General features: G+C 36.5%; 21 protein-coding genes and 1 pseudogene. 17 read left to right on the top strand and 5 right to left on the bottom strand.

The window, feature by feature from the left end; translation table 11 throughout:
• Window positions 1-406 precede the first annotated feature (406 nt).
• Window positions 407-1,895: pseudogene (locus JOC76_RS24270) on the top strand (glycoside hydrolase family 43 protein).
• Window positions 1,896-2,109: 214 nt separating this feature from the next.
• Here JOC76_RS24270 and JOC76_RS24265 read toward each other — a convergent pair.
• A complete protein-coding gene (locus tag JOC76_RS24265; RefSeq protein WP_307784763.1) occupies window positions 2,110-2,373 on the bottom strand; it encodes a winged helix-turn-helix transcriptional regulator in 264 nt (87 codons plus the stop codon).
• A 369-nt stretch (window positions 2,374-2,742) separates the two neighbouring features.
• Window positions 2,743-3,642, bottom strand: a complete 900-nt coding sequence (locus JOC76_RS24260) for an AraC family transcriptional regulator (protein ID WP_205181352.1) — start codon at window positions 3,640-3,642, stop codon at window positions 2,743-2,745.
• A gap of 315 nt (window positions 3,643-3,957) precedes the next feature.
• Here JOC76_RS24260 and JOC76_RS24255 point away from each other — a divergent pair, with 315 nt between their 5' ends.
• Together JOC76_RS24255 and JOC76_RS24250 are read left to right on the top strand one after the other, a co-directional pair.
• A complete protein-coding gene (locus JOC76_RS24255) occupies window positions 3,958-5,616 on the top strand; it encodes a glycoside hydrolase family 43 protein (RefSeq protein ID WP_205181351.1) in 1,659 nt (552 codons plus the stop codon).
• Between the two features lie 21 nt (window positions 5,617-5,637).
• Entirely contained in the window at window positions 5,638-6,930 is a 1,293-nt protein-coding gene (locus tag JOC76_RS24250; RefSeq protein WP_205181350.1) for an MFS transporter, read from the top strand.
• Window positions 6,931-7,304: 374 nt separating this feature from the next.
• On the opposite strand, the gene JOC76_RS24245 is transcribed toward JOC76_RS24250, so the two are convergent.
• Both JOC76_RS24245 and JOC76_RS24240 read right to left on the bottom strand, forming a co-directional pair.
• A complete protein-coding gene (locus JOC76_RS24245; protein WP_205181349.1) occupies window positions 7,305-7,787 on the bottom strand; it encodes an FUSC family protein in 483 nt (160 codons plus the stop codon).
• A gap of 377 nt (window positions 7,788-8,164) precedes the next feature.
• Window positions 8,165-9,175, bottom strand: coding sequence for a phosphotransferase enzyme family protein (locus JOC76_RS24240; protein WP_205181348.1), 1,011 nt, complete (start codon window positions 9,173-9,175; stop codon window positions 8,165-8,167).
• 154 nt (window positions 9,176-9,329) lie between these two features.
• Here JOC76_RS24240 and JOC76_RS24235 point away from each other — a divergent pair, with 154 nt between their 5' ends.
• From JOC76_RS24235 to JOC76_RS24170, 14 genes are all read left to right on the top strand, one after another.
• Window positions 9,330-10,085, top strand: coding sequence for a class I SAM-dependent methyltransferase (locus tag JOC76_RS24235; protein ID WP_205181347.1), 756 nt, complete (start codon window positions 9,330-9,332; stop codon window positions 10,083-10,085).
• 108 nt (window positions 10,086-10,193) lie between these two features.
• Window positions 10,194-10,502 carry a prolyl oligopeptidase family serine peptidase gene (locus tag JOC76_RS24230; RefSeq protein WP_205181346.1) on the top strand — a complete coding sequence of 103 codons (309 nt, stop codon included), beginning with the start codon at window positions 10,194-10,196 and terminating at the stop codon, window positions 10,500-10,502.
• Between the two features lie 18 nt (window positions 10,503-10,520).
• Window positions 10,521-10,736, top strand: coding sequence for a hypothetical protein (locus JOC76_RS24225; RefSeq protein WP_205181345.1), 216 nt, complete (start codon window positions 10,521-10,523; stop codon window positions 10,734-10,736).
• The gene (locus tag JOC76_RS24220; protein ID WP_307784764.1) at window positions 10,696-11,109 is read left to right on the top strand and encodes an MBL fold metallo-hydrolase; all 414 of its coding nucleotides are present in this window, start codon (window positions 10,696-10,698) and stop codon (window positions 11,107-11,109) included. Before JOC76_RS24225 ends, JOC76_RS24220 begins: the two co-directional genes overlap by 41 nt.
• Window positions 11,045-11,296 carry a hypothetical protein gene (locus JOC76_RS24215; protein WP_205181343.1) on the top strand — a complete coding sequence of 84 codons (252 nt, stop codon included), beginning with the start codon at window positions 11,045-11,047 and terminating at the stop codon, window positions 11,294-11,296. The genes JOC76_RS24220 and JOC76_RS24215 overlap by 65 nt, the downstream gene beginning before the upstream one ends.
• Before the next feature lie 356 nt (window positions 11,297-11,652).
• Window positions 11,653-12,765, top strand: a complete 1,113-nt coding sequence (locus tag JOC76_RS24210; RefSeq protein ID WP_205181342.1) for an alpha/beta hydrolase — start codon at window positions 11,653-11,655, stop codon at window positions 12,763-12,765.
• A 115-nt stretch (window positions 12,766-12,880) separates the two neighbouring features.
• On the top strand, window positions 12,881-13,882 hold the full coding sequence (locus JOC76_RS24205) for an alpha/beta hydrolase (protein WP_205181341.1): 1,002 nt from the start codon (window positions 12,881-12,883) through the stop codon (window positions 13,880-13,882).
• A 327-nt stretch (window positions 13,883-14,209) separates the two neighbouring features.
• On the top strand, window positions 14,210-14,872 hold the full coding sequence (gene pgmB, locus JOC76_RS24200) for a beta-phosphoglucomutase (protein ID WP_205181340.1): 663 nt from the start codon (window positions 14,210-14,212) through the stop codon (window positions 14,870-14,872).
• 5 nt (window positions 14,873-14,877) lie between these two features.
• Window positions 14,878-16,602 (top strand): glycoside hydrolase family 3 protein, encoded by a 1,725-nt coding sequence (locus tag JOC76_RS24195; protein WP_205181339.1) that lies wholly within the window; start codon window positions 14,878-14,880, stop codon window positions 16,600-16,602.
• A 191-nt stretch (window positions 16,603-16,793) separates the two neighbouring features.
• Window positions 16,794-19,643 (top strand): alpha-L-rhamnosidase, encoded by a 2,850-nt coding sequence (locus tag JOC76_RS24190; protein WP_205181338.1) that lies wholly within the window; start codon window positions 16,794-16,796, stop codon window positions 19,641-19,643.
• 406 nt (window positions 19,644-20,049) lie between these two features.
• Window positions 20,050-21,522, top strand: coding sequence for a glycoside hydrolase family 140 protein (locus JOC76_RS24185; RefSeq protein ID WP_205181337.1), 1,473 nt, complete (start codon window positions 20,050-20,052; stop codon window positions 21,520-21,522).
• A 256-nt stretch (window positions 21,523-21,778) separates the two neighbouring features.
• A complete protein-coding gene (locus tag JOC76_RS24180) occupies window positions 21,779-23,104 on the top strand; it encodes an ABC transporter substrate-binding protein (RefSeq protein WP_205181336.1) in 1,326 nt (441 codons plus the stop codon).
• A 100-nt stretch (window positions 23,105-23,204) separates the two neighbouring features.
• Window positions 23,205-24,086 (top strand): carbohydrate ABC transporter permease, encoded by an 882-nt coding sequence (locus JOC76_RS24175; RefSeq protein ID WP_205181335.1) that lies wholly within the window; start codon window positions 23,205-23,207, stop codon window positions 24,084-24,086.
• Window positions 24,083-24,982: a carbohydrate ABC transporter permease gene (locus JOC76_RS24170; RefSeq protein WP_239557943.1), complete on the top strand. Its 900-nt coding sequence runs from the start codon at window positions 24,083-24,085 to the stop codon at window positions 24,980-24,982. Before JOC76_RS24175 ends, JOC76_RS24170 begins: the two co-directional genes overlap by 4 nt.
• An 86-nt stretch (window positions 24,983-25,068) precedes the next feature.
• Here the strand turns inward: JOC76_RS24170 and JOC76_RS24165 are convergent, their stop codons facing one another.
• On the bottom strand, window positions 25,069-26,868 hold the full coding sequence (locus tag JOC76_RS24165) for a sensor histidine kinase family protein (protein WP_205181334.1): 1,800 nt from the start codon (window positions 26,866-26,868) through the stop codon (window positions 25,069-25,071).
• Window positions 26,869-26,964: the final 96 nt, after the last annotated feature.

Below are 26,964 nucleotides of genomic sequence, written 5' to 3'. Positions count from 1 at the left end.
GTGCTCCTGTCCGAACCCGAAGCAACATCTGACAGCATCGAAGCGAATATTGGTGCTCCTGTCTGAACCCGAAGCAATATCGGACAGGGTTGAAGTAAAACCAGGTGAAGCTGTCCGAACTGGAAGCAACATCGGACAGGGTTGAAGCAAAAACTGGTACTCTTGTCCGAACTCGAAGTAACTTCGGACAGCATCGAGGCAGAAACTGTTGCTCCTGTCCGAACCCGAAGTAACTTCGGACAGTATCGAAGCAAAAAATAGTAATCCTGTCTGAATTCGAGTGCACTTTTGGACAGCCTTGAACAAGTAAATGAGCTGTTCTTATAAGAATTAAGTCCCTATAACAAAAAGGGTTACTATTTATCTCTATTAAAAACAATCTATGAGAAAGAAGGGAATTTGCATCATGCATTATAAAAATCCAGTCATTAGCGGCTTCCACCCAGACCCTAGTATTTGTAGAGTAGGGGAAGATTTTTATCTAGTAACTAGTTCATTTGAATACTTCCCAGGTGTACCAATTTTTCACTCAAAGGATCTAGTCAATTGGAAACAGATTGGACATTGTTTGACTCGTGAAAGTCAATTACCTTTACACGAGTCAAAAAGTTCCATGGGGATTTTTGCACCAACCATTCGTTACCATAATAGCCGGTTTTATATGATTACTACGAATCTAACAATCGGAAAAAACTTTATCGTATGGACTGAAAACCCTTAAGGTCCTTGGTCAGAACCCATTTGGCTGGATTGGCCTGGGATTGATCCCTCTCTATTATTTGATGAAGATGGGAAGGTTTATCTAACAGGCACTCAAGATATCTTTTTTGGTGAACCTTCAGGGATTTATCAGGCTGAAATTGATGTTGATACAGGAGAGATTCTTACTGAGCGCCGCATAATATGGAAAGGGACAGGCGGGGCCCATCCTGAGGGACCTCACCTCTATAAAATAAACGGCTTGTATTATTTAATGATCGCAGAAGGTGGAACAGAATACGGGCATATGGTGACAATAGCTCGAAGCAATCAGCCTTTTGGTCCTTTTGAAAGTCATCCTAATAACCCATTTCTAACCCATCGTAGCAGTGCAAGTCCTATTCAAGCTACTGGACATGCTGATTTAGTACAGTATATTGATGGCAGCTGGTGGACTGTATTTTTAGGAATACGGCCTGCCCCTATTCCATTTAGTGGAAAGCATCATCATCTTGGCAGGGAAACATTCTTGGCGCCAGTGGATTGGGATGAGGAAGGCTGGCCAATAATTGGCGCTCAAGTCGAATTAGAAATGGACGGAAGAACACTCAAGATAGAAAACAAAGAACAGTTAGGTTGTAAAGATGACTTTATGGAGACTGATTTAGATTTATCCTGGAATTTCCTGCGTAATCCTTGTAAAGAAAGTTGGTCTTTAACGGACAGGCCGGGTTTCCTTACATTATATGGGTCTTCGACTAGTTTAAATGACTTAGGACTTCAAGCATTTGTAAGCCGCAGGCAACAGCATTTTGATTGTAAAGTTTCAACGTTTCTAGAATTCTCTCCAACTGAGGAGAGGGAAGAGGCTGGCCTAACCGTCTTTATGAATGAGCGATTTCATTATGAAATAGCATTAGGAGTAAGAGATGGGGTGAAAAAGGTCTTTTTAAGAAGAAGAATCGGTTCCCTATGGAAGGTTGAGTCTGAGCATGAGTATGGAGAAGAATCTATTATTCTAACTGTTCATGCCGATGCAAAAAGTTATACGTTTATTAGGCTCAGGTGAATGTTTTCTTTTATCGACCGAAGTAGCGGGTGGGTTTACTGGTGTATACTTTGGACTTTTTGCCGTAGGAAATGGACAGAAAAAGAGTAATCCTGCATATTTTGACTGGTTTGAGTATTGTAAATAATTCTTTATTAAAAAGAGCACCATTTGTGAGGTGCTTCTTTTGGATTATACTTAATTATTACAAAGATACTAATCTGCCATATGATTTTTCTATTAGTATAAAAATTGGTCAACCAGAAATATCTATGAACTTAATACGAACGTGGTAGGTTAATTTAAGCGACATACCAATAAAAATTAAAAACCTCCCCGAATTCGGTAAGAGGTTTTTGGAATTATTTTATATGTTCTTCCCCATATAATTCTTTTAAGTGCAATAGATGAGATAGTCCCCAAGTTTTCATAGATTTTAAAACAGGAATAAGTCCCTTCCCATACTCTTTCATTGAATACTCAACTTTCGGTGGAATTTCCGCATACACTTTTCTATTAATAATATCATGATATTCTAATTCTCTTAATTGCGTTGTTAGCATTTTCTTAGTTATATCGGGTATCGCTCTTTGAAGTTCAGAAAAACGCAATTTATCATTATGCATAAGATGAAAAAAGAATAATTGGTTTCCATTTCCCTACAATTATATTCATAGCTGTTTCGATATTAATGAAGTGCTAGATCAACTTATTTTATGGAGTGGTGCATTAAGAGAAATTCGATAAAGTGATGAATGAGATTGGAAAAAGGATTCAATTCCTATCTCAAGTGAAACTTCATAATTGGGGCTCCTCAGTAAGATTGGCGTCTATGCTCATATCTTTCTGAGGAGCCCTATTTTTTTCACAGTCCAAAAATAATGGTCTACCCTCCGATTTATGTATAAATATAGGCATATTCAGAACCAATTTGAGTTCAAAATGGTTAGTAAACATATTAGATGCCAGAAACATGAAAATATTCCTTTATACGTCTAAGCATTCGTTTTTTTACGAAATTCTGAAGGATTTAATCCAGTCCACCTTTTAAATTGTCTGCTAAAGTGAGAAAGGTTTTTATAGCCTAAACGATTTGCAATTTCCTTTAAAGATATCTCTGGTTGCTGTAGTAAAATTTTAGATTCTTGCAATTTTAGACCTGATAAATATTTCCGGGGTGACATTTGATATATTTTTTGAAAGACTTCTAATCCATAATTGGGGCTTATCCCAAGAGATGCAATAATCGGTTGGATGTGGATTGTGTAATCTACATTTTCATTTTTCTCTATACATTTTTTCTTAAAAGTCCCCTTTATTGCTTCAGCAATTTCTTTGGCATATTTTGCTGTAGTCATTGATTCATTAGTTCGTATGTCCGTGTTTAACGGCTGTATATCTACCAAAACTTCTAATAACTCAAAGAGGACAACTTGTGCTCTTAATTTTGCTTTAGAAACCAATATATCTGGTTCATCTAAAATGTCAATCCATTTTTGAAGACATTTTATTAACCTACTATGATATGAATTGGAAGGTTTATAGACCCAATCACAGTTTTTCATTATTTTCATGCGTAAAGAAGGTTCGTCTATATCAAAATGAGCACAAAAATAGGTCATAGATTTAGTAGAGATACACTTATTGGTATGCTCAAAGCCAGGAGGGATAAGGAGAATATCATCCTTCTTTATTATATATTGTTCATTTTCAATTAAGGTTTCTTGTACACCATCTAATACAATTAATATCTCAAATGCATGGTGAAATTCCTTTGTCATTGACCAATTTGAATGAACCGTTTGTTTGTGTGCACCAAAAAAACGTATATTCCAATCAATACGTGGAAGAAGTTGTGTTTTAGTACCTATAAAGTTATTTTCATTATTTTCCATTTTTATAATCACCTTTGATTAGGGTAAATTTAACCTTAATTGTACAATCGCATTAGCAGATTAATTGTTACTATAATATAGCTAAGCAACAGGAAACGCTTTCGTTGTTGACCATGATTACACTAATATTATCAATAAATTAGCGAGACGTATTTTTATTATAGTCAAAATAGAAAACGGTATCAATCTGTTGTTTAGGCATTATGACTGTCTAATAAAAAAGGGTAAATAAGGGGGGCATAAAATGGAAAGCGCTTTTAAAGAAACACCGACTAAATTATAAAAAACCATTAGGCGGCGAAAGGAACTAGAGAAATGACAATCATTAAAAATCCTATTATTCCTGGAATGGCACCAGATCCTTCCATTATTCGGGTCGATGATGTTTATTATATTGCAACATCCACTTTTCATTGGAACCCCGGCATACAAATTTTTAAATCAACTGATTTAGCAAATTGGGAGCTAATTAGCTTTATATTAAAAAACGGGGAAGTGAATTTACGTGGTACGCATACACCAGCTGGTATCTGGGCGCCACACTTATCCTACGATTCTTCCACGAACAAATACTGGTTAGCATTTTCACACATGTTAAATATGGCAGGTCGTGAATTTAACGCAGACTCATATGCAATGTGGGCAGAAGATATAAATGGCCCTTGGTCAGAACCAATTTATATCACTTCAATTGGGTTCGACCCAGCTATTTTTCATGATGAAGATGGAAAACATTACATCTCCATACTTGAATGGGAAACACGTCAAGGGTATCAAGCGCCTGGACATATTGTGATTGCCGAGTTTGATTTAGATAATGGGGAGATTATTGGTAAATGGCACCGAGTAACCCAAGGGTTTACCACTCGTGGATGTGCTGAAGCACCACAAATATATAAATATAATGGCTATTACTATCTTATTATAGCTGCTGGTGGAACAGGCTATGCACATGGTGTAGAGATTGGACGTTCGAAGAATATTTTTGGGCCATATGAACCACATCCATCAGGAGAACCGATTATAACATCTTCACCACGACATCTATTTTCACTTGGTGATCCAGATGCGGGACATTTTGAAATGTATAATCCAAACTCAATCATGCAAAAAGCTGGTCATGGTTCATTAGTTCAAACACAAACGGGGGAATGGTATATTGCTCATCTAATGTCCCGACCAATTGAAGGAACTCGCTTAAATCCATTAGGACGCGAAACGTCTATTCAAAAAATGAAGTGGACGGAGGACGGTTGGCTGGAAATGGAAGATGGTTCAAATTTAGCAAAGATGGAAGTTGAAGGTATGAAGGGAGTTAATTTATCCACTAGAGTATCTCATGATGTATTCGATCATTTTAATAACGATAATTATAATGTACATTTTATGACACCTTATCGAAATCAAGATGTTGATTGGGTGAATACGATTGAGCGTCCTGGATATTTACGTATTCACGGCGAGAATTCTTTATTTTCACAAGTAAATCCAGCTATTATGGCAACACGTGCGACATCATTTAATTATGAATTTCAAACAAAGGTCGAATTTCATCCTGATCATTACTCAGAAACTGCGGGTATGGGGCTTTACTATGATTCAAATAATTGGATTTATGTCCACTTAACTCATTCGGAATCATTAGGTGGAACAGTTTTAAGTATCCTACAGGCTAAATTAGGAGAACGCATCGAATTTGTTAATAATAATATTGCAGTACCGGAAGGTGTAGTTGAGTTGGCAGTTGTCTACAATTTTGGTGTAGCTGATATCTTTTATCGTTTGAGTAATAATAAGGATTGGCAATTATTTGTAGAAAAAATCGATGTTCTTTATTTGTCTGATGAAGGCGTTAACGGGGAACCAGGAGAAATAGGTGGATTTACAGGATTGTTTAATTTTATAGGCTCAGTTGATTCTCATCAGCATGACTCATTTGCAGAATTTGATTACTATTCAGTTAAAAATTACTAGTTTTCAGAGAGGAAGTTTTACATGGCGATTCCACTAAAACATACAACCGAAACAACTGAAACATCGAAGGTCCAATTGAATACTATATCACTAAAACGTTTAGTGCCAGGATTAATTATTGGACCAGCTTCCTGGCTGGGACCCTATATTGCATGTGTCAGTTTATTTTTGCCAGCTTTGATTCAGCATCTGGATGCCGATAACAAAATTAAATTAGTAGCATTATTTTCATCAGTAGCGATGATTACCGCAGCCATTTCTAATATGGTTGCTGGATATCTTTCTGACCGCACAAAGTCTCGTTTTGGAAAACGAACGCCTTGGCTAGTTTCCGGAGCATTCGTATTTATGTTGGCCATGATTTTTGCCTCAGTAAGTACTACTATTCCTTTATTGTTAATAAGTTGGATGCTAGGACAGGTTGCTTTAAACTTTATTGTAGCACCAATGGTTGCTTGGTTAGATTTAGCACCTGAAAGTGGTAAAGGAATAGCATCAGCTGCTTACGGTGGCTTAGGTATGGCGCTCGGTAATAATGGTTTTAATATTATAGGAGCTATCTTTTTAGGGCAATACCGTTTAGGTTTTATCATTTTTGGTCTTATTACATTTATTGGCACATTGATTACAGCATTTATTGTTCGTGAGCCATCAAACTTGAACGAGAAATTAGATATATCAACATCAACAGAAAAGGAAAAATTATCTATAAAAGAAGTATTAACCATTTTTCCAAAGTGGTCCGTTGGTCGCGATTACTATTTGGCATTAATCGGAAAACTCTTTCAAGGGATTGGAAACTTTGCTATTACAGGTTATCTATTATTTATAATGACAGATTTTTTACACAAAAATACATCTTCTACACAACATTCTATACAATTAATTAATTTAATCATGTTGATATTTGGTATTGCGATGGGATTTATTGCTGGGCCTATTGCAGATAAGTTCAAATTATTAAAATTTCCAGTAGGCTTATCTACTATTGCATTAGGAATTGGTGCACTAAGCATTTTCTTTTTACAAAATGAAATCGGTATCATTATTTATGCTTTTATGGCTGGTTTGGGAATGGGAATATGGAATTCCTTAGATAACTTTTTAAATTTGAAAGTAATTCCTGATAAAGATCGCGTTGGATTTTTCTTAGGAATTTACAATTTAGGAAATACTGTAACTCAAGCTATTGCCCCAGTTATTGCTGCATTTATGATTTCAGCAATTGGATTTTCATCCATTTTTATCATGTCGTTTGTTTTCTCGATAATCGGAGGGATATCAATTTTATCAATTAAATCCGTATCTAGGTAGATTCTATTTTAAATTTTAAAATAAAAGCACATCTTTTATTTTAACTATAGGGTATTTACTTTAAAAAAGGCTTTATATACAAGTTTAAATACATAACTTGTGTATAAAGCCTTATTATCTATAAAAAAATATTCTGATTACCAATACAATTCACATCTTTGAGCTGACAGCTTTTCCTCCCAACACCTTCAAAAAAGGACTGCCAAATTTGTATATTAATTAATAGTTCTGGTTTAATCATATAACGGGTTTCACGTCAAATAAATTTAAATTTTTCTTGGCTACCATGAAAAGTAACTATTAAAAGATAATATTTAAGTAGTTAGATACTAAACAAAATAATGAATCATGAATTAGACGTAATCTTAATGCCATTATTTTTTCCTTAAAATGATCCGGAACCAAACTAATTGAAGAATTCCTGCAATCAATATTCCGATTAATGTGTCTCTTAACCTGTCTATAGCATAATGTTTTGTTTGATGTTCAAAAAAGAAAACAAATAGTATTGTAAGCGACACCTGATGAAGGACTTTTTTGTCCAATTTTAACCAAATAGAAACATAACAACCTAAAAGAATTAATACTCCCAAGCTCCAACCGTTAATAGTCATATGTCTTGCTATCAAAACTGTAACTAAAATTCCGATCATTGTTCCAATTATACGTTTTATTGATAGGCTCACCGTTTTATCCACTGTTGATTGAATTGTTAGAATGACAGAAAGCGGAGCTAAATAAGGATGGTCGGAACCTAATAGTTTGGCTAATTCCCAGGATAAAGTAGAGCCTATAGCTAATTTCCACGCTAGGATAGATAAATTTTCATTTGAAAATTTGTTTTTCAATGATTCCATATGAACCTCTATCTTGTTTATATTGTAAAAGGCATAACTCTTTTTAGCCGGGGCTGAGAACTTTTCCTTACTTTGTCATCTACCCTTGCTCCTATAATAAAGCTTAACCTGACTATATTGTATATATGTAAAGGATTTACGTCGCTTAAAAATTGGACAAGATTGAGTTATTTCCCTTTTCACATAAAGGACTGCCTCCAGATTTTAAAGTAAGTTGTAAAGGTAAGAAAAGATGGTCTAGAGATTGAAGAATTAAGTTTCAGAACGAACCTCATTAAAAAAAGGTGCGTTCTGACTGAGAAATCGTAAAATTAGTTATAACCCAATAAAAATGACTATCAGTGGGTGATAGTCATTTTTTATTACATATATCTTACTTATTTTTCACTGAAGTTAATGAATTTGTCTTGATGTATCAATATCCATGAGATTCTTTGTGCTGCCTTACGAATATACTTCTTAACCGTATCAATAGAGTCAACCCCGTCCCAATAACGACCAAGAAAATGGATAAACACATCTAAACTTCGTAGCTGAATTAGAAGAGGCAGTGCATGAATTTCATCTTCTGTCAGCTTAATCCTACTGACATATCCCGTTAGGAAGGCAGTAATCTTTTTAAAAATAATTGTCTCATCCTCTTTATCAACTATAAAATTTGAAATAGCAACCGCAACTTCCATCACTCGTAAATCATGTGTAACAAATTCAAAATCAAGAATGGCGCTAATCCTACAATCCTCACCCGTAAGAACGTTGGAAGCATTTAAATCCCCATGGACGAGCTGGTGGGGAAGGCTTTTTAAAAATGGGACTCTGTCTTGAAATGAAACTAGTTGTTCGTAGATAATTGATAATTCTTGGGTTAACTCCACAAAGTCCTCTGGTGGATTGAGAGAAAAATCTTTCATCTGATCCAAAGAACATCTTGGATGGGTACTATTCATATCATAATACGGTCTATATACTGGCAGTTGGTCTACACATACCTCGGCAAGTTCTACAGTAAGCTGACCAGCCGCCTCACCAAATGAATATATTTGATCTAAGTCCTCTAGGTCGGGATTTGTCCCTTCGACAAATTTAAACAATCCTGCAAGAAATCCTGATTCAGTCTTGACAATGGTTTGATCATCATTTGTTCTCATTGGTAATGGTATGGAAAAGGAAAGGGGCCGTTCAATTAATGCTAGTAATACAGCATGTTCATAGTTTACCTTCTCTTTATCTTGATGGGTTTCGTAAATTCTCAGTACGTATTGCTCATTACTTGCCAGTATAAATAGAGTTGTATTGTTTTCCCCACTTGGTCCTGGAACAAACTCCCAGTTCTCCATTGGAAAGTACAAAGGTGCTATTTCTTCAATATATGATAATTTTTTTTTCATTTTATTCAAAAATCCTTTTTTTAGAAAGAAGTCTATCACGTACAGGAAAAAGAAGAAAGTTATTTTTAATACACAACCAGTAATATATGTTTATTATAAAAGATGGTAAAATTGGATGGCGTATACATTTGGAATAGGGAGAGAAGGTGCCTTTATGAAATCAACAGATAAATTCACTGACAAAGCTGAGGTATATGCAAAATATCGTCCCAGCTACCCCCTTGATTATATTGAATATTTAATTTCTGAAGCTAGTTTAAATGAGGATAGTATTATTGGAGATATTGGCTCGGGGACTGGAATATTAAGCGTGCAGCTTCTTGAACGGGGATTTACTGTAATCGGAGTGGAACCAAATGATGATATGAGATTAGTAGCGGAAAAAACTTTGAAGTCAAATACCCGTTTTATATCGGTTAAGGCCACGGCTGAAAACACAAATTTAGATGATCATAGCTTGGATTTAGTAACAGTAGCACAGGCATTTCACTGGTTTGACATGAAGCAGTTTAGATTGGAATGTCAACGGATTTTGAAAAAAGATGCGAGAGTGGCTCTTGTATGGAATAGCCGGGATGGCTCAAGCGCTTTAAACAAGGAAAGTGCTGAGGTTTGCCGAAAGTACTGCCCTAATTTTAAAGGCTTCAGCGGCGGTATGGAGGAAACTCCGATTGATTTTCAGGAATTTTTTAAAGAGGGAAAGTATGATTATAAGTACTTTCTCAATGATTTACAATTTGATTTAAGTGGATTTTTGGGCAGGTATTTATCCGCGTCCTATTCGCCAAAAAAGACCAACAAGGACTATAATCCCTTCATTACTGCATTAACAAATTTATTTGAAAAATATAGCAATAATGGGAAAATAATTATTCCGAATAGTACAAGAAGTTATTTGGGGAAAGTGTAATTCATAGATAACAAATAAATTGTTACAGTGCTCCCAAGTTCTCTTGGGAGCTTTTGTTTCAACACCTTTTATAAGAGGAACAGCTGAAAAAATACAGTCCAATCTATCATGTCAGCAAGGACACCCCCGCCAATCTTCTTTATGGCAGCTGCCATTGACGATGGAATGGTTCCGGCTATTCACTCCATTAAGATGGCTGAAAAGCTGCAAAATGAAGGGCTTCCCTATGAGCTTCATATGTTCCAGTACGGTGACCACGGCTTCTCTCTGGGCAGAAACTTGATTGAGCCTTTTCTCCAAGAAAAAGCTCATGCATGTGCACAATGGCTTTCACTTGCTAAGACTTTCCTGATGCATCAGGTGAGCCCGGAGACAACAGGGAAAGAAAAGAGTCCATTTGCCATGTTTGAAAATTAGATAGGGGAGTCGGATTGGATGAAAGCTCGAAATGAATATTATCATGTAAAACAGCTCAAAGAAAATGTTTACCGTATAACCAGTGATGAGGCTGTCTTTTGTGACCTATTTGTTGGTACCGAAAAAGCATTATTGTTAGATACAGGTTATGGATTTGGAGAGAGGCTGTCATTAAGGGGATTACCACGAAACCATTATAAATTGTCAAATTGTCAATTCCCATGGTCATGTTGATCATGTAAGTGCCAATGGACAGTTTAAGGAACCGGTATATTTACATGAAAAGGACTTTGGGTTATGTAAACAACACACTAGTTCAGAATTTAGAAAAGGTTCGATCGAGAATGCAAAAGCCTATATGGATTATGCCACTGGTCAGATACGTAATATTTTACCTAATGATTTTGATGAAGAGGCCAATTTAGAATTAGGTACTGGAAATATTGTTCCTGTCAAAGAAGGGGATGTCTTTAATTTAGGTGGCATTACGTTAAAAATAGTTGAAGTTCCGGGACATACTACAGGAAGTATTGACTTAATTTATGAAGAAGAAAACTGGTTGTATGCAGGGGATGCGATGGGGTCTTTCCTGTGGCTTTTTTGCTGAAGAGGCAACAACTTTATCAGTCTATATTGAGACCTTGAAAAAAGCGGTTGGCTTAGGTTGTGATAAATTTGTGATTGGTCATTACCCTGATTTATTGGATAGTAAGTATCTTGAGAATTTTCTAGATTATGCAACACATGTGGATTACAGTAAAGGAATTCCATTTAAAAACCCGATTATCCAATGATATGAGGCAAGAATTTGTCCGAATGGTGAGATACATATGGATAAAATCGGTGATCCCAATTTTCCGATGCTAGTAGTCTCTGAAAATAAAATTGATTGTTTAGGAAAGAGGAGTTTTACAAAGGATACCATCCTATTACGGTGCTCTTTGACTTCTTAAGACAAAAATTTGCCTATTTTGAGCCAAAAAAAGGGATGCATTATTCAAAAATTATATCTATTATAAAATTAATAGAAGAAAGCGGTTTCTATAAGTGGAATACTACTTAAATACCACTCGGTTAATATGTTTAAAATCCATTAAGACAAATGATGAATCATGATTTGTCTAGAACTTAAGAAAGGAAGTTATTTATCATGCGTAAATATGATACAAGCGCCATTGACCAATTACAAAAGGAAACTACGATTATCGAAAACAATGGAGTTAATATTATCGTAAAACCAAGCCCTGGCGAAGATAGACCAGGATATCTTGATCCAATGGAATTAAGTCTCATGGATAATCATTGGGCAGGAAATTTAGAAGGGGAAGAACCTGCAGCCATGCCACCATTGGAAGTATTAATCCCCATCATGAGGGAAAACATGGGATTCCCTAACTATAATTTAAACACGGTAGAAATACATACAAAATACGAAGAGATTACAGATAGCGGAAATACAGTAGGCCTGTGGCGCTATTATCCAAGAAAATCTGAAAAGAATCCAAAACGACCTGCGTTCGTATTTTTTCATGGAGGCGGCTGGATTGGGGGAAGCGTCTATACGGTTGAAAACTTCTGCAAATTAATAGCTGAATTAGCAGATGCGGTAGTATTTAACGTAGACTATTCTTTAGCTCCTGAGAAGAAATTTCCTAATGGTTTAGATGACAATTATTATGCAGTCAAGCATGTTTACGATCATGCCGATGCCTATGGTATTGATCCTGAAAAAATTAGTGTTGGCGGAGATAGTGCGGGTGGAAACTATACAGCGGCAGTTTGTTTGAAGGCAAGAGATGAAGGAACACCAAAAATTGCGATGCAGGTACTAATTTATCCGGCAATTACACATGCGGATGCAATGGTTGAGGGATATGAGTGGAGTGAGAACTTTTTCGAAAAGTCTGAGGAGCACAAGGACATCATCAATGGGCTAATTTCACTTGGAAGACCTTCAAAATTTGAAGATAATCTGTTTTTAGGAGTGTATATTTCAAATAAGGAAGATATTAATAATCCATATGTAAGTCCAATGCTTGCTGAATCACATGCTGGTCTGCCAAAAGCAATTCTAGCGGGAGCAGAATTTGACGGCTTGCGCATTCATACAGAGTTTTATGCCAAACAGCTTCAAGATGCTGGAGTAGAAACCACTTGTTTCCGTTATAAAGGGATGACCCATGCATTTATTGATAAATTAGGGCATGTTCCGCAGGCAGAAGATTTGTGTATTGAGATTGCAAAGGCAATTAGGGAAATATAAATACTAAAATATAGATTTGAATTTTTTGCTATTAATAAGGAATGGCTATACAACTTAACGACACAACATTGAATTCTAGCTCCTCGAGATAGTTTAATGATTGGGGGAAGTAATATTGATCAAAGAGACTTACCAGCTATGGACAAAAGAAGAGTATACGTATCCGGTTATGGGACAGTTCATTCCTAATGTGGTTACTTACATTCATGAAAAGGGTGATCGTAAAAGGCCAGCGATGATTGTGGTGCCAGGCGGGGGATATAGTGTAGTATCTCCAACAGAAGGTGAAATTGTAGCTAAAGAGTTTTATAGAAAAGGGTACAATGCATTTGTTGTTACTTATACTACAAATCTATTAAAGGCATCACCATTAAGGCAGCAGCCTTTGAAGGATTTATCAAAGGCGGTTATGTTTGTAAGAAAGAGAGCAGAACAATTTAACATTGATTCATCTAAAGTTGTCATTTGTGGTTTTTCAGCAGGAGGACATCTCTGTGGAAGCTTGGCTGTGCATCATAATGTAAAGGAACTCGTTCTTGATGGGGAATATGAAGGAATCAATAATCGCCCTGATGCCGTAATCTTATCCTATCCAGTTATTACTTCTGGAGAATATGGTCATAAAGATTCTTTTATTAGCCTTTTTGGCCCAGATGCTACCGAAGAAGAGCTAGAGTATATGTCACTAGAAAAACATGTTACCCAAAAAACTCCTCCTACTTTTATATGGCATACAGCAACAGATGAACTAGTACCTGTTGAAAACAGCTATCTATTTGCAAATGCCTGCAAGGAACAGGGAGTAGTCTATGAACATCATGTTTTTGGAAATGGAAGACATGGATTATCACTGGCAAATGAGGATTGGGCTTCTGGAAATTATGGGGGAGACTATACAATGCAGCAACTTTATGAAACCGTACAGTATTTAGTGGATAATGGGATCAAATTGCCAGAAACATTTAACATGTTTGGAACCCTTCCTGAAGGTGCTAGTGTACGAGAGGCAATAAAACAAGGATTGCAGCGATTTGCACCAGATAATCAGCCAGACCAAGGAATAGCTATATGGCCAGAACTCGCTAATAATTGGTTAAGGAAATTGTTTGGTATTTAAAGTTTCAAAAATTATATTTATAAACATTCTTATTTTAACAGTTTGATTGGTCTAACAATAAATCAATAGTATATGTCAGTCAAGATACATATTACGATTTAATGATGTGTATTATATAGGAGCTCTTATAAATAAGGGCTCTTTTTTTCATGCACCTCCTACAAATTCAAATAAAAAATAGAACAAATATCGGCCTGTTTTCAGCCAAAAAGGGGAAAGCGGTTTAAGGCAATTTTTTATATCATAATAATAGTAACCGGAAACGCTTTCAGGTGTTACCACAATTGGTGGCAACGTCTCCTACTATTTGATTTAAGGATGGGAACTATGAAAATATCAGCTGTTATTTTTGATTTGGATGGTGTAATTGTTTCGACAGATGAATATCATTACCAAGCATGGAAACAAATTAGTGATCAAGAAAATATATTTTTTGATAGAAAAATAAATGAAAAACTTCGCGGTGTAAGCAGAATGGAGAGTCTCGATATTATTCTGAGCCATTCGGACAAAGCCTACAGTGAAAGTGAAAAGCAGCAACTTGCACTGCGAAAAAATGACATCTATTGTGAGCTGCTTAACAAGTTATCCCCCGATGACATTTTACCTGGGGTTATTAATCTTTTAATAAGTTTAAAGGCTAGGGACATAAAAATCGCCATTGGCTCTTCTAGTAAAAACACACCTTTTATCTTAGAGCAGATTGGACTAACTGCAAATTTTGATGCCATTGCGGATGGGAATTGCATCAAAAATAGTAAGCCTGATCCGGAGGTATTTTTATTAGCAGCTAAAATGCTCTTTGTGGACCCTCAAGAATGCGCAGTTATTGAAGATGCCCAAGCAGGAATAGATGCTGCAAAAGCTGCTGAAATGAAAGCGGTAGGTATTGGTTTTGCAGCTAATTGCTTAAATGCGGATATGAAATTACAAGATTTAACGAATTTAGATATAGACCAGCTTTTAGAAGTTAACGAGATTAGGAGTTGAAAACAATGATAAAACTTAATGCCAGTCTAGCCCATTTAAGTAATAAACCTTTTTTCCTTAGAGATAAAGATATTGAATGGGTAGAAGAAACCCTTCAATCGATGAGCTTGCATGAAAAAATAGGGCAATTATTCTGTCCAATTGGCGGTTCATACAATAAACAAGACTTAGAAGCGTTCATTAACGAATATCATCCTGGGGGCATTATGTACCGTCCTGATTCAGGTGCAAAAATACAGGGGACTCATCGGATACTTCAGGAGCTTTCTTCCGTACCATTATTGATTACCGCTAACCTAGAAGCTGGCGGTAATGGGATTGCGACGGACGGAACCTATTTTGGTAAGCAGATGCAAGTAGCCGCAACAGACAAGGAAGAAATGGCCTATAAATTAGGCTTAGTAGCTGGTCGTGAAGGCCGCGTGGCCGGGTGTAACTGGGCTTTTGCGCCAATTGTAGATATTGATATGAATTACCGAAACCCCATAACGAACGTTAGAACATATGGCTCTGACCCCATTCGGGTTGCTCAAATGTCAAAGGCTTTTATGAAAGGAATTCATGAAAGTGGACTCGCAGCAGCTGTGAAACATTTCCCAGGCGATGGTGTAGATGATCGAGATCAGCATCTTTTATCAACCATAAACTCCCTTTCTACTGAGGAATGGGATCAATCCTTTGGGATGGTATACCAAGAGATGATTGACTGTGGGGCTAAATCAATTATGGCGGGACATATTATGCTCCCTGAGTATTCGAGAAAGCTAATGCCAGGCATTGCAGATGAACAAATTATGCCGGCTACACTGGCACCAGAAATACTTAATGGTTTATTAAGAGAAAAATTAGGCTTTAATGGTTTAATTGTTACTGATGCAACGCCAATGCTTGGTTTCACTACTTCGGAAAGAAGAGAAATTGCAGTACCTAAGGCGATTGCTTCCGGGTGTGATATGTTTCTTTTCAATCGTAATATAAAAGAAGATTACGAATTCATGTTGAAGGGAATTGAAACGGGTATCCTAACTTTAGATAGATTAGATGAAGCGGTAACTAGAGTTCTCGCCCTTAAAGCTTCCCTTGGGCTGCATGTGCAGAAGGAACAGGGAACCTTAGTACCTAGTGAAGCGGAATTATCCCTGTTACAGTGTGAAGAACATAAGGTTTGGGCAAAAGAATGTGCAGATCAATCCGTTACTCTAGTTAAGAATACACAAAAATTGCTGCCGATTAGTGCGGAAAAATATAAACGAGTTCGTCTATATGTATTGGGTGATCAAGAAGGTGGACTTAAGGAAGGCGGTTCTGTCACCCAGCCGTTTATCAGCTATCTTGAAAAGGCTGGATTCCAAGTAGAACTTTACAATGACAAGCAAGTTAATTTCCAAGAATTGTTTATGAGTGTCAACGATTTTAAAGAGAAATACGATCTTATCATATACGTTGCGAACCTTGAAACTGCAAGCAACCAAACGACTGTTAGAATTAATTGGCAGCAACCGTTAAATGCCAACGCTCCATGGTTTGTCTATGATATTCCTACATTGTTTATTTCGGTAGCTAACCCGTACCATCTGCAGGACGTCCCAATGGTGAAGACCTATATTAATGCTTATTCATCTAATAGTTTTGTAGTAGAAGCAATCGTCGATAAAATCTTAGGGAAATCTGAATTTAAAGGGAAGAGTCCTGTAGATCCTTTTTGCGGGAAATGGGATACTAGATTTTAAAATAGAATAAGCACTCCATTGGTAAGATGGAGTGTTGCTTCTTATTAATCTTTGATTCAAGCAATATAAATCTTTTTTTTCAATATTAAAAAAGATAAAAGGGTTTGCTAAAATTAATTAAGATTTCGCAACATCATCTTAAATTTTAAAAAAATATAGTTTTGATATTACTTTTTGAGAGGAAAATTGGTATGAAAATAAAACAGTTGAAAACCAATCGTATCACTAATCCACTGGGATTTGATTTAGGGATACCACGTTTATCTTTTGTCACATATGATACGAATGCTAAAAAACAAACCGCCGCCCAAATACAGGTTGCACTGGATCAAGAATTTACTGACATCATTTTTGACAGTGGCGTGAATGCGAGAATCGACAGCCTTGCATTTAAACCTACTATTAACCTTAAGCCACGTACTCGTTACTATTGGCGGGTTACGGTTTGGGCAGATAACGGCGAAGAGGCTACAAGTGAAACGGCTTGGTTTGAAACAGCAAAACTTGCAGAAGCTTGGGCTGCCAAGTGGATAACACCGGATTTAGATAAGGAAACCCACCCGGTATTAACCAGGGAATTTGACCTATCAAAAGAAGTTGTTTCTGCCCGTGCCTATGTATGTGGATTGGGTTTATATGAAATGGAGATTAACGGTGAAAAAGCGGGAGATGAATATCTTACCCCTAATTTCAACGCCTATGACAAATGGCTGCAATACCAAACCTACGATATTACTGATTTAGTCAGAATGGGACAAAACTCTGTAGAAGTTAGTCTTGGTAATGGATTATATAAGGGCCGTTTTGGTTTTGAAGGCGGTGAAACTGAAATTTATGGTAATCAATTTTCTCTTGTTTGTGAAATTGTCATTCAACATGCAGATGGAAACACCACCATCATCAATACCGATGACTCATGGAAAGCAAGGAAGAGTCCGATCCTGTTCAGTGGTATTTACGACGGAGAAATTTATCATGCGGAAGCAACTGATGCAACATCCTATAATGTTAAGGAAATAGATTTGGGTCACGACCGATTAAAGGCAAGATTAAGCCTGCCAGTAGTGGTAAAGGAAGAGTTAAAGCCAATTGATGTAATCAAAACACCAGCTGGCGAAACCGTATTGGATATGGGCCAAAATATGGTAGGTTGGGTTCAGTTTAAAACCAATGCGCCAAAGGGTTCTGAAATTGTTTTGCAGTATGCTGAACTTTTGCAGGAGGGAAATTTTTATCAAGACAATCTCCGCACAGCAAAGGCCGAATTCAGGTATATATCGAATGGAGAAGAATCTGTCGTAAGACCTCATTTTACTTTTTACGGCTTTAGATATGTAAAAGTTACCGGCTGGTCTGGTGAACTGAATAAGGATGATTTTACAGGCTGTGTTTTATATTCAGATATGGAAACCACAGGAATTATTGAAACGAGCAATCCATTAGTGAACAGATTATTCCTGAATGCGTTATGGGGTCAAAAAGGTAACTTTCTGGATGTACCGACTGATTGCCCGCAGCGTGATGAACGGATGGGCTGGACTGGTGATGCCCAGGTGTTTTCAGGTACAGCTGCCTTTAATATGGACACCTATGCTTTCTTCAGTAAATATGGTTATGACCTAGCAAAAGAACAGTCGGGTTTAAATGGTATGGTTCCTATGGTAGTCCCGATGGCAACGGTTAAAGGCGGCGGCTCAAGTGCATGGGGAGAGGCCGCAACGGTTATTCCGTGGAATGTGTATTTACATTACGGAGATAAAGCCATTCTGGAGCAGCAATTCGAGAGTATGAAGGGCTGGGTTGATTTTATCAGGAGGGCAGATGAGGAATCAAGTTCTAAAAGGCTTTGGACAACCGGCTTCCATTTTGGTGACTGGCTGGCTTTGGATGGAGACGATCCAAATTCGCCAATGGGCGGAACTGAAACAGCTTTTATTTCCTCTGCTTATTATTGCTATTCTTCTATGCTAGTCGCTAAAGCAGCAAAAGTACTTGGTAAGATGGAAATCGCACAGGAGTATGAAGAGTTATCAAATGCAGTTAGATCTGCAACCCAAGCAGAATACATTACTCCCACAGGACGCCTAGCCTTGAATAACCAGACAGCGTTAGTTGTTGCCTTATTTATGGACCTTGTTCCTGATGAGCATAGAAACAGATTAGCGAATGATTTACGGGAAAGATTGAAAAAAGATAAAAATCACTTAAAGACTGGATTTGTTGGCACCCCTTATTTGTGCAGAGTGCTTTCTGAGAACGGAGCTAATGACCTAGCTTATACTTTACTTCTAAATAAGGATTATCCAAGCTGGTTGTATGCCGTAACAATGGGAGCAACAACGATTTGGGAACGTTGGAATTCTGTTTTGCCGGACGGGAAGATAAGCGGAACAGACATGAACTCTTTAAATCATTATGCTTATGGTTCGATTGTAGAATGGATGTATCGTAATGTCGCAGGTATTAACCCTGTTGAAGAACAGCCAGGTTTTAGACATGTCCGATTGGCGCCACAGCCTGATTATCGATTGAAGTATGCGAAAGCCAAATTGGATTCTGCTGCTGGTTTATACGAAAGTCAGTGGGAATTAACTGAAGATGGACAATTGACATTTAAGTTTGTTATTCCTTTTAATGCTACAGCGACAGTTGAATTGCCTGATGCTGCGCTTGAAAACGTACTTCTAAATGGAAGTTCTTTAAACGACGTAGGAGTTAGTGTAAGCCAGAGTGGTGAAAAGGTGCTGGTTGAGTTAAACAGTGGAGCCTGGGAATTCTCTTATACGCCTGAGGTTGACTATTTAAAATATTACAGTACACATCTGCCGTTAAGTGAATTAGTGGAAAATATTCAAGTGAAAAATATATTGGTGGAAGCCGTGCCACAAGTTGCAGCTTTCCCTCAGGAGATGATTGCTAATATAGGTCATCAATCGTTAAGAGAATTATCCCATATGCCGTTCTTGCCAATATCCGTAGAGGTATTGGACGATTTGGATCAAAAGTTAAAGAAAATGAAAGTCATTGTAGACTTCCAGTAGATGCTGAAAAAGTTAGGAAACGACATAAGAAAGGTTAGAAAAGAACCGGAAAAATTCTGATAAATAATTAAAATGGGTAAGCGTTTGATATTATTGAACGCTCTTTCTTATGACCCAAGGATCGATCAAATTCTGATTTGGGGTAATGAACCGCTCTTTCATTGCCCGAGGTGGGGGTCAAATTCCGATATGGGTAATGAACCACCCTTTCATAGCCCGAGGTAGGGTTCAAATTCCGAAATGGGGGTAGAGCAGCAGCCGAAATGCTAATCAAAAAAATTAGAGAAATGCAATGGGATAAGGAAATCCTTTTTAAACCTGAGTTAATTGTTAGAAATTCCACTCAAAGAAATAAGGAACCATTATTTGTTTAAAGTTTCCACCCATACCATTTTAGGAGGAAAGTATGAATAGATTAAAAATCTCAGAAAATAGAAGATTTTTTACGCATCAGGACGGGAAACCATTCATCTGGTTGGCAGATACGGATTGGACAATCGCCCATAGATTAAAATGGGACGATGCAGAATATTTAATGCAGAAGCGAAAATCACAAGGATTTACTGTATTACAGATTGTCGCACTTGACCCCGAGCAGGATAAGGAAATGAGAAATCCGGCTGGAGAAAAAGCTTTATTAAATGATAATCTGAACACTCCTAATGAAAAATATTTTCAGTATTTAGACTGGATCATAGATAAAGCACAAGAATATGGATTTTATGTTCTATTACTGCCAGTATGGGGAGAACTTGTAGTAGGTCATAACTGGATGGGTGAGTTTTCAGAGAAAATTGTTACTAAAGAAAATGCTTTTCAATACGGAAAATGGATTGGTAATCGCTATAAAGATAGAACCAATATCATTTGGTGTCTAGGTGGGGACAGGCAGCCCATCCATCTAGGGGTGGATTACAAGGATGTTTGGCGGAAAATGGCCGAAGGGATTGCAAAAGGGGTTCTAAATAAGGATATTAAAAATAACGTAAAAGATCCCGATTGGCAAAAACTTTTAATAACCTATCATGCATGCCATGAAGCGGAGACAGGTGAATGTTCAACCATGTCTTATTGGACGGATGAGGATGCTTGGATATCATTTATTATGATTCAGTCGGGGCATGGATTAACACCGAAAAACTATGATTTAGTGAAAAATGATTATAATAGAAAAAATCCTATGCCAGTTTTTGATGGAGAACCTGCTTATGAACAAATGCCCACATCATGGCCAATTGGAAATGATTTTCACGGGGGATGGATGGTAAGGAAACGTGCCTATTGGAGTTTGTTTGCCGGGGCATTTGGACATACATATGGGCATCCATCCGTGTGTTGGATGATTTCGGAGAAGGAAAGAGACAGTTTCAGAAGATATTCGTGGTTTGAAGCTTTAGACCAACCTGGCGCATGGCAGATGAAGATCCTACGTGATTTTTTGGAATCTAGAGATTTAAGTCAGTGTATTCCGTTTCAGGAATTACTAATTGTACAGAATGATAAGATGGAAGATATTTTAGATGAACACATACAGGTATGTGTAGAAAAAAATGGGGAATTTGCTTGTCTATACTTCCCTTCAGGTGGAGAGGAAACGGTAGATTTAAGTAGTTTGAAAATAGATCAGTTACAAATTTGGTGGTTTAATCCTCGAGATGGACAATGCTATACACAAGAGAATGTTATAACAGATAAAGCAATCAGTTTAGAAGTTGAAAAGCATGACGTTTTAAAAATAATAACGCCTACTCGTGGATATGAGCAGGATTGGGTATGTGTGATAGAGAACAGAAATAATCATTCCACCATTCCTGGCAAAGCAAAAATTTATGGAGAAATGCCTGTACCACCTGAAATCAAGAAAACTTTTATGTGGTGACTTAAATAAGCCGAATATGGGATACTTAAATCATTGTTTAAAAAATACCACAGTCTTTTGGGACTGTGGTATTTTTCATATATTTAAAAGTCTACTAATTGGACTATGGTTAACATTTTGTTCGATATTAAAAAAATCTAAAAATTGTGCACTCCTATTACTAAATTAAATGTACCATAACTTACACTATAATGAAGATGTGCACAAGGAATAAATGGCCATACACTTTAAAAGATAAACTCGTGGGGTGAATTTAATGAGAAAAATGAAAGCGTTACTATCTGGTACCTTAGTTCTGATATTATCCATCGTACTTTTAGCCGGCTGTTCAAGCTCAAGCTCAAGTGAATCCAAAAGCAGCGGCTCATCTAATTCGAAAAAAGTTACTATAACTATGCTGGTTTCTGGAAATAAAGCAGCTTCAGGTCAAGACTTTGAAGTAGACATCTTACCAAAATTAGTTCATAAAAAATTCCCGAACATTACATTAGAGGTACAAAAGCTTCCTGATGATCAATATACAACTTCGATTAAGACAAAACTTGCAGTAAACCAAGCGCCCGATATTTTCCGCGTATGGCCTAGAATGGCAAACGCCGCTTCTGTCATGGACCTTGGTAAAGGTGGTTATTTAGCTGATCTTTCTGATCTGTCATTTATGAATAATCTTTCTAAGTCAGTAGTAGATGATATGTCTTATAATGGAAAAGTTTATGGAATCACTAAAGGATTCGATATGTTAGGTACTTATTACAATAAAGACCTGTTCCAAAAGGTTGGCATTACTGAACTACCTAAAGATTGGGAAACATTCCTTGCTGATTGCCAAAAATTAAAAGATGCCGGTATCACTCCTATTGTGATGGGGGATAAAGATCCTTGGGTCATTCAGTTTGGTTTATATCAAATTGCAGCAAATACTGTTTATGCGGACGACAAGGAATTCGATACAAAACTTCAAAATGGAAAAGAATCACTCAACGGTCCAAAATGGCAAAAAGCTGTTTCGATGTACCAAGAACTGTACAAAAAAGGATACATTGCCAAGAATACTCTTGGGCTAGGCGGACCACAAGCAATTCAAATGTTTATTGATGGTAAAGCTGCTATGACATTAGACGGTACATGGGATTACACCCCGTTAACAGCGAAAGGTGCAACTGATTTTGAACGCGGTTTCTTCCCATTACCTGCTAATGAAAAAGGAAAACCTGTGTATCAAGCAGCAGCTACAGCAGCTGGTTGGGCAGTTAATGCAAAATCCGAAAATGTTGAGGCTGTAAAGCAAATCCTAAACTATTGGTTTGATGGTAAGTCTGACTTATTTAAAGAATGGGTAAAAACTTCGTCTTCAATCGTTGCATATAAAGGAGTTCCATTAACTAACGAATTATATAAAGATGCTTATAATCAATATACAAGCACTGGTAACGCCATCTATTTCGCTAACCAAATGTGGCCAAGCGGTGTAGATGCAACGTTAGAAGCAAAATTTGCTGAGATTATCGGTGGACAATCAACAACTCCAAAAGACGTAACAAAAGCTATGCAAGACAAATTCGACGAGCTTTGGAAAAAGTAAAAAAATCGAGACACTAAAATATTCAAGTTTAAGAGATAAATCAAGGTGAGGTGGGGGCGTTTCCCCACCTCAAGTAAATTTTGGAAAGGAATAAGATACCATGAATTCTACAGTCATGAAAAAATCGATGTATTTGTTTGTTTTGCCTGCATTGATTGTATATTTGACATTTTGGATCTTTCCCATTTTAAGACTTTTTCAATATAGTTTTTCAGATTACAACGGTGTACAGCAAAATCTACATTTTATTGGTCTGAGTAACTATATGAAAATCTTCCAGGAAGGGGTTGCAGGTTCATCTATATCAAATACTTTGATATACACGCTGCTTTCAACGGTCCTTGGAAATATTATCGCTCTGTGTCTAGCTTTTGTTTTGGATTCGAAAATTAAAGGGTTAGGTTTTTATCGGACAGTAGCTTATATACCTACATTGTTTAGTACAATCGTTGTTGGTTATATCTGGTCATATGTTTACATGCCTGATACCGGACTACTCCCAACAGTACTAAGTTGGTTTGGCATACACAGTGAAAATTTGAACATTCTTGGTAATTACAAGACTGCTCTTTATGGTATTACTGCAGTAGATATCTGGAAGACCATTGGAACCAGTACGATCATTTTTCTTGCAGGGTTGCAGACTGTTTCACAAGAATTGATGGAGGCCGGTAAAATTGATGGTGCTAACGGTTGGCAATTAACCAGGTTTGTTCGTCTGCCGTTGTTAGCTACATCTATTACAATCAACGTTACGCTAAGTATTATCAATGGTCTTAAAGCTTTCGATTATTCTTTCATTATGACGAACGGTGGTCCTGGCAGATCGACTAGCACACTGGTTTACGATATTTTTAGAATGGCATTTACAGAAGGGCAGTATGGTAAAGCTGCATCATTGGCAGTCGTTTCCTTCGCCATAATCATAGCCGTTACAGTATTCCTCGTGACGAAATTAAATAAGAGGGAGGTAAATGTATGATGAGTAGGACAGTTGTTCAAAGTACTTCTTATGATATCGGCATAAAACAGAATGAAGCAAAGAAAAGGAAATTATTTATCAAAAAAACATGTTACCATATAGGAATTACCGCACTAATGTTAATAAATCTTTTACCACTTTTAATTGCTCTTTCAAGTTCCTTACGGACACCTGATAATATGACGAATCCCTTAAATTTATTTACTCAATTTAGTTTGGAAAGTTATAAGATAGCTTTTGAGCGCATGCATTTTCTTCAGGCATTAATGAATAGCGTTCTGTTAACGGGAGTTTCCGTTATTGTAGTTGTCATTTTTACATCTATGGCAGCATATCCAATTGCAAGAATGAATACTCGCTTAAGCAAGTTCTTATATATCTTTTTTCTTGCTGGGCTTGTTGTTCCAAGCCAGATGGTTATCATTCCAATTGTAAAAACATTCAATGCATTAAATATTCCAAGTGGCCAGCTAACATCAATTATCATGTTTATCACTTGTAGTATCCCTTTTTCTTCATTCTTATACTCAGGCTTTATTAAGAGCAGTGTACCTATTGAAGTAGAGGAGTCAGCTCTTCTAGATGGAGCCGGTTTATTTCGAAGGTTCTGGCAGATTGTGTTTCCACTATTAATACCTGTAACAGTTTCAGTTGTCATTACACAGGGGGTATGGATTTGGAATGATTATTTCTTTAATATGATTTTTATAACAAAAGCAGATCTGACTCCATTACCACTAGCCATGCTGGGCTTTATGGGTGACCAAACCAATCCAACCGCTTGGAACGTCCTTTTTGCAGCATGTTTCCTTTGTGCTTTACCACTTTTAGTTATTTTTGCCTTTTTGCAAAAGTTCTTTATCAAAGGTTTAGCTGTAGGTTCTGTAAAGGGCTGATTATGCAAAATAAGAATGATTCCATATTGTTAATCACATAGAAAAACGGACCCAAATGCAAGCGGTCCGTTTTTTTATATTTGGTTTTATTCAATCTTAGGAACACATATTTTAATTGTTGTTCCTATATTAGGTTCACTTTCAATCATTAACCCATATTCCAACCCATAATAAAGCGCAATTCGAGAATGGACATTTTTAAGTCCAATACTTTGTTTGCTCCGTTTTCCAAGCTCCTTAAATTCCGGTTGTTCTTGTAAGAAGTTTCTTATTTGATCTAACCTGTCCTTTTCAATACCTATGCCGTTGTCTGAGATTTCAAAGACGATTCGATTTTGGCTAATCTCATATGCTTTTAACTTGACGCATCCTTTCATTCTCTTCCTTTCAAGTCCATGAAGAATGGAATTTTCAATAATAGGTTGAAGGATCAATTTTAAAATGCGGCATGAAGAAATTTCGCTAGGTATTTCAAGTTCAAAATCAATGCTATTATCATATCTTATGTTTTGAATAGTTATATAATTTTTTACATGATCAAGCTCATCACTTAAACGTACTAATTCACTTTCTGTTTTGATACTATATCTAAACATATCACCCAACGCTTTAGTCATAATAGATATACTTTCTATTTCTTCAATTTCAGCAATACTATTAATCGATTCTAACGTGTTATATAAAAAATGAGAATTAATCTGTGCCTCTAAAGATTTCATTTGTGAGTCTAAAGTAATCAATTTATTTTGGTAACTTTCTTTTATATGCCTGTGAATCTCTTCAATCATATTGTTATATTCCGTATAGAGGATTCCGACTTCATCTTGGCGTTTTAGGTATTTATCATTGGTAACTGGTTTCAGTTGTTTATTAGTACGCATAATTTTACTTAACTCAATCGTGGGTCTTGTAAGTTGATTGGATAAGACCAAGGAAAGCAAAATAAAGATAACAGCACATGTTATTGAAATGTAAATGATTAATTTTTCGGAAAGGTTGTACGGTTTATATAACTCACTAACGGGAATGGATGCTACAATATTCCAATTGTTATCAGGGAATGGTTTAATCACCGTTAAATGGCCTTTTTTCACCTCTTGATAAACACCCTGGGAGTTCCTTGAAAGAATACTTTGGTAGGGCCTTGGAAGAGTTTGTCCAATTTTACTCATTGTATTGTCATAAAGGATTTTTCCCGTGTTATTAACCAAGTAAACATTTGTCATATTTGGAATAATATCGTTATCAAGGGCTTGAAAGATTCTAATGTCACAATCCAACATCAACACTCCGAGTAATTTATGTGAATTAAAATCATAGATTGCACGTGCAAATGTGACGGAAGGCTGGGCATTAATGATAAAAGACTTTGTTGAAACATTGCTAACATAAAGTCCACCTTTTTGTTGTAGCGTTTGTTTATACCAATCATCATTGAATGGTACATAGCCATAGTGCAAATCCGTATTGTTATTAGTGTAAGTAATTGAATTGCCGTCAGGTAGAAATAGATAAATCCCGTTTATATAGTCGTTACTGAGAATCAAATTATTAAAAAAGAACTTCATGTCCCTTCTTGCAAGATAAAAATCGTATGGTCCGGCATTTTTATTGTTAATTAATTTGTATAATTGATCAGCTACAGTAGGGGATCCGGGTACCGTAGAGAATTGTTGAAATGTTAACGTTATACGTTTTATATTTTGATAAATACCGTCTATTTTTTCTAATGAATTACTAATTGTATTTGAGGTAACGACAGATACTTGTTGATTCACTAGCTTAGTATAGCTTCTGTAAGAGTTAATTGTAACGATGATGATGGGAATAATTGAAATGGCAATAAATACAAGGAACAATTTTGTTCTGGTAGTAAGAAATTTCATCGTTAGCCTCCAGATGTATAAACCTAAATAAAGTATACCTAAAATTTTTAAAAAAATAATAGAAGAATTAAAAAGGGATAGCCAGTAATTCAGCTA

The organism is Neobacillus cucumis (genome assembly GCF_016908975.1).
Classification (GTDB): Bacteria; Bacillota; Bacilli; order Bacillales; family Cytobacillaceae; genus Neobacillus; species Neobacillus cucumis.
This window is presented reverse-complemented; position numbering and strand designations above follow the sequence as displayed.